This is a genomic window from Lacrimispora amygdalina, assembly GCF_003432035.1.
In the GTDB taxonomy this organism is placed as follows: domain Bacteria; phylum Bacillota; class Clostridia; order Lachnospirales; family Lachnospiraceae; genus Lacrimispora; species Lacrimispora amygdalina.
This window is the reverse complement of sequence record NZ_QOHO01000028.1, coordinates 26,295-34,738: the sequence shown is the minus strand read 5'-3', so window position 1 is coordinate 34,738 and position 8,444 is coordinate 26,295. Positions and strand designations below refer to the sequence as shown.

At 46.8% G+C, this 8,444-nt stretch carries 10 protein-coding genes; 1 reads left to right on the top strand and 9 read right to left on the bottom strand.

From position 1 onward, the window contains the following. Positions 1–32: 32 nt before the first annotated feature. The 8 genes from DS742_RS10130 to DS742_RS10095 are packed head-to-tail and all read right to left on the bottom strand — an operon-like array spanning position 33 to position 7,670. Positions 33–815, bottom strand: a complete 783-nt coding sequence (locus DS742_RS10130; RefSeq protein ID WP_117416886.1) for an electron transfer flavoprotein subunit beta/FixA family protein — start codon at positions 813–815, stop codon at positions 33–35. A 12-nt stretch (positions 816–827) separates the two neighbouring features. Then, a complete protein-coding gene (locus DS742_RS10125) occupies positions 828–1,979 on the bottom strand; it encodes an acyl-CoA dehydrogenase family protein (RefSeq protein ID WP_117416885.1) in 1,152 nt (383 codons plus the stop codon). 37 nt (positions 1,980–2,016) lie between these two features. Continuing rightward, positions 2,017–3,459 (bottom strand): AMP-binding protein, encoded by a 1,443-nt coding sequence (locus DS742_RS10120; RefSeq protein WP_117416884.1) that lies wholly within the window; start codon positions 3,457–3,459, stop codon positions 2,017–2,019. After that, a complete protein-coding gene (locus DS742_RS10115; protein WP_117416883.1) occupies positions 3,446–4,651 on the bottom strand; it encodes an acyl-CoA reductase in 1,206 nt (401 codons plus the stop codon). The genes DS742_RS10120 and DS742_RS10115 overlap by 14 nt, the downstream gene beginning before the upstream one ends. Further along, on the bottom strand, positions 4,641–5,714 hold the full coding sequence (locus DS742_RS10110; protein ID WP_117416882.1) for a LuxE/PaaK family acyltransferase: 1,074 nt from the start codon (positions 5,712–5,714) through the stop codon (positions 4,641–4,643). Before DS742_RS10110 ends, DS742_RS10115 begins: the two co-directional genes overlap by 11 nt. A 44-nt stretch (positions 5,715–5,758) precedes the next feature. Then, a complete protein-coding gene (locus DS742_RS10105) occupies positions 5,759–5,995 on the bottom strand; it encodes an acyl carrier protein (RefSeq protein WP_117416881.1) in 237 nt (78 codons plus the stop codon). Between the two features lie 41 nt (positions 5,996–6,036). Then, positions 6,037–6,759, bottom strand: a complete 723-nt coding sequence (locus tag DS742_RS10100) for a MaoC family dehydratase (RefSeq protein ID WP_117416880.1) — start codon at positions 6,757–6,759, stop codon at positions 6,037–6,039. Positions 6,760–6,779: 20 nt separating this feature from the next. Continuing rightward, on the bottom strand, positions 6,780–7,670 hold the full coding sequence (locus DS742_RS10095; RefSeq protein ID WP_117416879.1) for a LysR family transcriptional regulator: 891 nt from the start codon (positions 7,668–7,670) through the stop codon (positions 6,780–6,782). Between the two features lie 114 nt (positions 7,671–7,784). Between DS742_RS10095 and DS742_RS10090 the strand changes: the two genes are divergently transcribed. Next, entirely contained in the window at positions 7,785–8,072 is a 288-nt protein-coding gene (locus DS742_RS10090; RefSeq protein WP_117416878.1) for a NifU family protein, read from the top strand. 5 nt (positions 8,073–8,077) lie between these two features. Here the strand turns inward: DS742_RS10090 and DS742_RS10085 are convergent, their stop codons facing one another. Beyond that, the gene (locus DS742_RS10085; RefSeq protein WP_242996444.1) at positions 8,078–8,428 is read right to left on the bottom strand and encodes a hypothetical protein; all 351 of its coding nucleotides are present in this window, start codon (positions 8,426–8,428) and stop codon (positions 8,078–8,080) included. Positions 8,429–8,444: the final 16 nt, after the last annotated feature.

Below are 8,444 nucleotides of genomic sequence, written 5' to 3'. Positions count from 1 at the left end.
ATTTATAGTTTGTCACCTCTTTTCTTTCCATATTAGATAATATGTCTTTCTCTAAGTTTGTTCATAATATAATCAACTGACTCCGGAGCGTCCAGATTTACAATCTCTCCGGCACCCTTTCTCACTTTGTCAGATGCCTTTGCAATCTGGGTGGGGGAACCTTTCAGGCCGATATTGCTGTCATCAACCTCTTTTAAATCCTGTCTTCCCCATACGGTAATCTCTGCAGCATAGGCATCGAATATGCCGCCCGGCGTCATATACCGGGGAGAGTTAAGCTCAGAGAGAGCGGTAATCAGGCATGGCATCTTCGCCCGTAACAGATGATACCTGTCTTCAAACTGACGCTCTGCAACCACATATTCTCCTTCGATCTTTAAATTCTGTACATAGGATATAACCGGGATATCAAGGTGCTCGGATATCTGGGGTCCTACCTGGGCTGTATCGCCGTCAATGGCCTGCCGCCCTGTAATAATCAGATCATAGTCAAGTCTTTTCAGCGCTCCTGCCAGCGTAGAGGATGTGGCCCATGTATCAGCACCTCCCAGTACCCGGTCTGTGACAAGAATGCCGTTGTCTGCCCCCATTGCCAGGGCTTCTCTCAAAACCTCATCTGCTTTGGGAAGCCCCATGGTAATCACTGTCACCTTTGCGCCGTACTGGTCTTTCAATTTGAGAGCTGCCTCAAGTCCTGCCTTGTCATCCGGATTCATGATTGCCAGCATGGCACCTCTGTCAAGGGTACCATCCGGATTAAATTTTACACCGCCTTTTGTATCAGGCACCTGTTTTACGCAAACAACAATATTCACTGTGTATCCTCCTTATTTTAACACATCGCCGGAAATCACCATAAGCTGTACCTCGCTTGTTCCCTCGTATATCTCTGTAATTTTCGCATCCCGCATCATTCTTTCCACACCGTATTCGCGGATATATCCATAACCGCCGTGAAGCTGAACAGCTTTTTCTGTCACCTCCATGGCAGTCTTTGCCGCATATAGTTTGGCCTTTGCCGCTTCCACGCTGTATATCTTCTGTGTTTCCTTTGCCAGGGCTGCTTTGTATACAAGCATCTTTGCAGCCTCAATCCTGGTTGCCATATCCGCCAGCTGAAACTGGGTATTCTGGAACTGTCCCAGCGTACGTCCAAACTGTTTCCTCTCTTTGACGTATTTCACTGTGGATTCAAATGCTCCTTCTGCAAGTCCAAGGGCCTGAGCGGCAATTCCGATTCTTCCGCCATCCAGTGTATGCATGGCAATACCAAACCCCTTACCCTTTATTCCCAAAAGGTTTTCCTTTGGTATTCTGCATTCATCAAATATAAGTTCATAGGTGGCAGACCCCCGGATGCCCATCTTCTTTTCCTTGGTTCCAAATGAGAAGCCGGGTGTTCCTTTTTCCACAATAAAAGCGGATATCTCTTTTGATTTTTTCCCCCGCTTTTCAACGGTTCCTGTCACCGCTATGATGATATAGACATCAGCTTCCTTTCCGTTGGTAATAAAGCACTTGGAGCCGTTAAGTACCCATTGTTCCCCGTCAAGATAAGCTTTTGTCTGTTGTCCCTGGGCATCGGTTCCAGCCCCCGGCTCTGTCAGTGCAAACGCGCCAAGCTTCCGGCCTGCCGCCAGATCAGGTATATAGTTTTGCTTTTGTTCCTCTGTCCCGTATGTAAGAATGGGATCTATACAAAGGGAAGTATGGGCCGACAGGATTACCGCTGTGGTTGCGCATGCCTTTGCCAATTCCTCCACACACATGATGTAAGATAATACATCACAGCCCTGCCCGCCGTACTCCTTTGGAACGGGTATTCCCATCAACCCGCATCTGGCCATTTTTTCAACAGTTTCCCTGGGAAATAGTTCCTTCTCATCCACCTCATGTGCCATTGGCTTCACCTCATTTTCAGTGAAGCTTCTGTACAGAGTTTGTGCCAGAAGATGTTTTTTTGATAAACTAAAATCCATATCCTGCTTCTCCTTTTACACACCGGCATAAATGCCGTTATTTACTTTGTATCCTGTTATCTGCCGTTGTTTCCAATTCTTTATAAAGGGTTTTTCCCGATTCATTTTTGGGAATCTGATCCACACACTTTACAGCTGCTGTCCTGTTTCCAATTCCTGTTACCTGATATAAGTATTCTATAATCTCCTCACCGCCGTCTAATATTAATTGATCCATGAAAATGGTTAGATTGTCATCGGTTCCCACACATGCAAAGTCAATTCCTTCATATTGTTCCTTCAAAAGACGTTCCACTTCATCCAGATTCACCCTGCTGCCGGACACTTTGATAAAGCGTTTTTTTCTGCCTGTTATATAGTAATACCCCTCACTGTCCCGACTGGCTATGTCCCCGGTATGCAACACTCCCTTCCATTCATCCTGTTTTATAAGGTCGTCTTTGCAACAGGCGTAACCAAGCGTTACATTCTTCCCCTGATATACCAGTTCTCCCGGTATGTCCGGCTCTATGATCTCATTGCCCTGTTCATTCTCCAGCCAGAACCTGCCGCCAGGTATGGCAATCCCCATGCTTCCGCACTTCTCCAGCGTTTTATCAGCGGGTAGATACCCCATTCTCGCTGTCGCTTCCGTCTGACCGTACATAACAATCAATTTCCTGTTGGTCCGTTTTGCGTAAAGGGCAAATTCTTTGTGCAGTCTGGGCGGCATTTTACCGCCTGCCTGTGTCATGGTTTTTAAATCCGGCAGATCCATATCCATAAAACCAATCCGTTTTAAAATCTGGTACGTGTAGGGTACACCGGCAAGTGACGTAGCCCTCTTCTTCCTTGCAAAACCCCAGAAGTCCGGCTCCAGCACTCCATATGTGGTGAGTAAAAGTGTGCAGCCCATTAAAACATGGCTGTTAAATACGGACAGACCATATGTATAATTCATGGGCAATGTGGTAATTGGCCGTTCATTGGCATCAATTTCCAGATAACAGGCAATGGATTTCCCATTGGCATCAATATTCCAGCTGCTTTGCCTGACCAGCTTGGGGCTGCCCGTACTTCCTGATGTAGTCAGCAGAAGGGATAGTTCACAATACAGGGCTGGCGGCATTTTTTCATTTCTTTCGCAAAGGCAGTAACCGCCAAACTGCCATATGACTTCGCTGTCTTCTATCTTCTCAATGCAGGTTTTTGGTATGTACAGGAAGGCGGGGTGATATTCCCTTATGAGACCATTTAAAAGGCTTGGGTGGATATGACTATCCAGCATCAGAGGGACAATGCCTGTTTTCAGACAGCCAAGATAACCAGACAGTGACTCTATGGTATTTTCACAGAGAATAAAAATCAGTTTTTTTCCCCCAACCTTACGGTACAGTTCTCCTGAAAATGAATCCAACTGATCATATGTAACATTCCTGTCCCTGTCATCCACTGCCAGAAGTCTGTCACCATATATCTTTTCCTTATCAAACAGATGCATCCTGCGCCTCCCTTCCGATCTGTCTGGACAGCACAGCGATGAAATCCTGGCCATCCCACACAGGATCCATATCAGCCGCCCGCCCGGCCGGCACGATCCGGTGGACTCCAAAGAGATGATTCTTTATTACAAAATCCACTATTTCCTGTTCTTCTATTCCATGGTATGTTATGGTCTGAAGACGGATTGAGGCCAGACGGATGAGGGCTTTTCTCCAGTCTCCCCGGTATTCGAAAAACATACCAAAGGCACCGCGAAGCTGATCAGTGTTTGAGGGAATGTCCCGCAGCCTGATTGTATACAGGCGGTTCCCATAACGGCTGATCTTTGTTTCCCCGTCCAGTGTCATGGCATAGCTGCACAGCAGTTCATATTTTATCATAGCCTTATGGGCTGTCAGATCATAAGACCGGGCTTCCCCCGCAACTGCACTCCACCAGCGCACTCTGGCGTTTTCTGCTTCTTTTGATTCTTCCTCCTGGTTCCATATGACAAATACAGGGCTGGAACAGGCATTCTGATCCAAAAGATAGGTGTCGTTATAAAACCTGCGGGCGAGATACTTTAATTCCTCCTCTGTCATATATCCCAGCTGCAAGGTATTCAGAATGCAGATGGAATACCGGTCCGGAAAATTCAGCTGCACCGCATCCGGCCTGATGGGCATGGATCTGATTTCCATTATGGTACGGTCACCTCCCCATACCACACAACCTGCGCATCCCGAAAGTGCCTCTCTCACTGCCAGGGAATCTCTCTGGCTGGAAAAGACAGATATCCGCCTGCGCATCCCCTTGTATTCAGGGCGCTTTAGAATGCAATCCATAATGCGGCACAGGATTTGATCCTGTTCCTGGCATTTGGAAGAGATACGGACAGAGCAGCTGTTGCCTGCCAGCAATCCCATGACAAGACTGTAGCCAAACAATACCGGAACATTTGCGGCTGGTATATGAAAAATAACTCCCCGGCCCAGACGGGACCGCCCATCTTCATACCGTTTTCCGAATTCCTCCATATGAGATCTGCGGCACCAGAAACCAAAGGCCGCCAGCTGTTCATATTGTTTTCTCTCTCTGCGTATTTCACTGGACAGCTGCCCCAGAAACTCCAGTACCGGAGCCGCAAATAGTTCCCACGGCTCTGTCTCCGGCTGTCTTACCCCTGCCAGAATCACCACTTCATCCTTCATAGGTATCACTGCACCCCCTGACCGGGGCCTGTTTGATTCTCCCCGTCACCTTAAAATATTTACCCAGGCGTCCGCACAGGCAGTCATCCTCGCCTATGATAATCCCTTCATCCTCCGTGAGTATGGAGTGTCCCGGATAGGACCGGGGCAGGGGAGATAAAATCTGGATGATGCCTTTTTCCCCGTATTCACAGGGAGTAAAATCTACCGCCCTTCTCGTTATAATGTCCGAATAAACACTGGCATGAAGATTGCCGCAGGGGCATTCCATGTAAATGCAGCCCGTCTGTTCGGCCATTCCATAATAATTATGGATGCGGCTGATTCCTGTCACCGAATAGATCCGCTTTTTAAACTCATCAGAGGAAACCGACTGGCTTATCAGCTTCTTCCAGCCTCCGCCATGGACAAGGACCGCATTTTCCAGTTCCAGCTTCTTTCCCTGTCTGGCGAGGGCTTCGTAAAAGTATTTCCAGATTATATATGTAAAACCAAAGACAAGTATCCGCGTATCCTTATATCGTTTCAGGAACGCTTCCACGGCCTCCGTATCCAGCTCCATGTCACTGGTGAGTGCATAGCATATTTTAGAGGAAAAAACAGAAAACCCCAGTATCCCGGCCCCTCTGGCGGAAAACATCTCCCTGTCTTTGAGCACAACCGGACTGTCGATCACAAGAAACGGGAGCCGCTGATCTCCAAAGAAATCTTCCCCTATGCCGGCCAGCGCAAGCTGCTGGTATCTGGCAGTGTCTGTATCCAGAAAAACCTTTGATACCTCCTGTCCTTTTGTTCCGGAGGATGTCATAGTTTTAAAAATATGACCTGGGGGAACGCTCATCAGTTCCATGCTCTTAAAGAGACCAATGGGCAGCATGGGGATTTCCTCTTCCTCCATGTTTCTGCCTGAAGGAATTTCCAGAGCTTTTAACAGCTTCTCATAAGGCAGGCAGTGCTGTCTGTGGTATTCGGTCAGTTCTGTCAGCCATTCCCTGAACAATTCCCTTTTTTCTGCCCTGCAAAGGGAATATGGTTTCCTTGCCAGAATCCTTTCATAATCCATGTCAATCTTCCCCTTTTCTTCAGACACTTAGCCGGTCACGGTCCTTAAATAATCACACCATATTTTTTCAGTACCTCTTTCCCTTTTTCATAGGAAGAAAAGTTCATGACATCTGCTGTAGTAAAGTGAATATCAAATGTCTCTTCCAAATCTGTAACCAGATCCATATGTCCCATGGAATCCCAGGTGCGGATGCCCCTGTATTTTAAATCTTCTAAATCTTCCTTTTTAACCCTTAAATCTTTTATAAACAACTGATCATATTTTTCCAAATTCGTCATTGTCTGATCCCCTTCCACTGAGACTGGCATTGTATCTGTCTTCAAACAGGTCCGGCTGCTATGAATAAGCGTTTCATCATCATCTGGCTGCAGCTGGACGTCAGCACCCGTTCCCCGTACTGATTTTTGCAGGTTCCACGAAATAATCCCACATAGCAGTCGTCCCGTTCCTCATATGATAGGAATTCCACCGTGATTTCTATGGTATCTCCCTGATAAACAGGGCGGATGAATCTGGTGGTATGCTCCATATACAACGTGCCGCTGCCAGGAAGCTCCGTTCCCATGACAGCGGATACCAGAGAATCCAGAAACATGCCGTGAACCGGAGGGCGTTTAAATCCAGCCATCTCCGCAAATTCAAAATCCAGATGCAGCAGGCTTTCATCTCCTGTAAGCGCCGCAAAGCTTTGTACATCCTCTCCGGTCACCAGCCTCCGCCTCACTGCCTTCTCATGGAGGTGAAGAACTTTCTTTTCCCGGCCGCCAGAGGAAGAGCTTCTTTCCTCAGCCCGGATCTCCTGTTCCAGACGTATAAACCCCGCCTCATCCCACAAAAGCACCACCTTTTTGCAATCCTTAAGACTGCTCACATCTGCGCACCTGCGGCTGCACCCGCAGACCACCATCCAAATGTCGCATACGGCTGCTGTATCTGAGGTAACATACTCATGTCCGGGGTTGGCTTCTCTGAATTTGCGTACCCTGCTGCATCTGTCATATACCGGATTACAGCCGCCGCAGAATTTAATTCCGATTTTCATGTCATTTCTCCCGCATCATTCTATTCCCGGGATTCCAGCATACACTGCAGTTTCTTTGCAGCAGCGCTCAAAGGCCGTTTGCTGTCACTGACAATGCATATATCCCGCCGGGGTATCTGCTCATACAGATTTATCTCCACAATTTCCCCCTTTTCCACCAGAGGCCTCGCAAATTCCTCCGGTACAAATCCGATTCCAAGATTCTTAAGGATAATCGGGAGGATCAGATCCATGGACGCTACCTCAATGGATGGGCGCATGGTCAGACCGCAGGAACGGTAAAATTCCTGAAAGAACTGAAATGTGGTGGTATTTTCAGACATTGTTATAAGCGGCAGTTTTCCAACCTCTTCCAGATATACAACTCTGCCCTGATACTCTTTATAGATCGGACCGCCCACCAGCACGCTGTTAAAATCCTTTACCTTTACCACCTTCAGTGACTGTTCATGGTCAAAAGGCGTGGTAATAATGGCCAGATCAATCTTTCCGGCTTTCAGCTCATTGAGTGTCTGGGGTGTGTTATAATTAAAAATATTTAATTTCACCTGGAGATACTGCTCCTGGAACTGCTTTAAGCTGGCCACCAGGTAAGAAAGCATAGCCATCTGCGTTGCTCCCACATTGATATACTCATGCTGCTCCCCAAGGAGTTCTCTCAGTTTTTCCTCACCCTGTATCAGCTGCTGGCAGGCAGGCGCAACATAGCTGTAAAGCAGTTCTCCCTCCGCAGTCAGCGTAACCCCTTTTCTGGAACGGATAAACAGTTTGCACCCTAATATATTTTCAAGATTCTGCATGCAGTAGGTTACTGATGGCTGGCTGGTCACCAGGGCATTGGCAGCCCTGGTAAGATTTTTATATTTTGCTACGTAATAAAATATTTTGTAATGTTCAAAATTTGCAGTCATACCACTACTTCTTTCTAATCATTTTTTATCTTTATCCATCAAGTTTTCATATCATGGCTTCCATTGACAAACCAACTGCCCGCTGTTAAACTACAAGGAAAAGGAGGGGTTACAATGGAAGCTACAATTCAACAAATAGAAGCGGTTCTTGATACAAAAGTGCGTCCGGCATTAGCTGAGCATAATGGTAATGTGATCATACAAAGCCTGGAGGATCATATTTTAAAGGTAAGGTTAACCGGAAAATGTTCCGGCTGCCCTGCTGCCCACAGTACCAATGAGGAACTGATCACCGCTGAAGTCCGGTCTGCTTTTCCTTCCATCCATGATGTGATTCTGATAGAAGAAATCAATCCCGAATTAATTGATATGGCCCATAAAATACTGAACCATCAGATCTAGCGGTATCAATCTGACCCGGGACACCCCCGGGTCCCCACCGGCTCTTCCTCTCTTGCCTTATCCAGTTTCACATTTCTTACATAAAGCCACATATCAAATGATATTTCAGCAAAATTCAGCACATAAAAGAACCATGACAGGAAGAACAGCCAGTCGTAAGTGGCCGCATAATGGTACTGAAGAAACTTCCTTGCGATGCCAAATATATAACCCAGCCAGATAAAAAACTCGAACTGAAGGCTTTTGCCTCTGGCCGTTCTTGATACATACGATTTATATACGGAAAACGGCCAGGATAAACCAAACCCCACGATCATAAGCGTTTCCAGCAAATCTGAGATCATTGTTACATTCATATAGTACCCCCTTGTA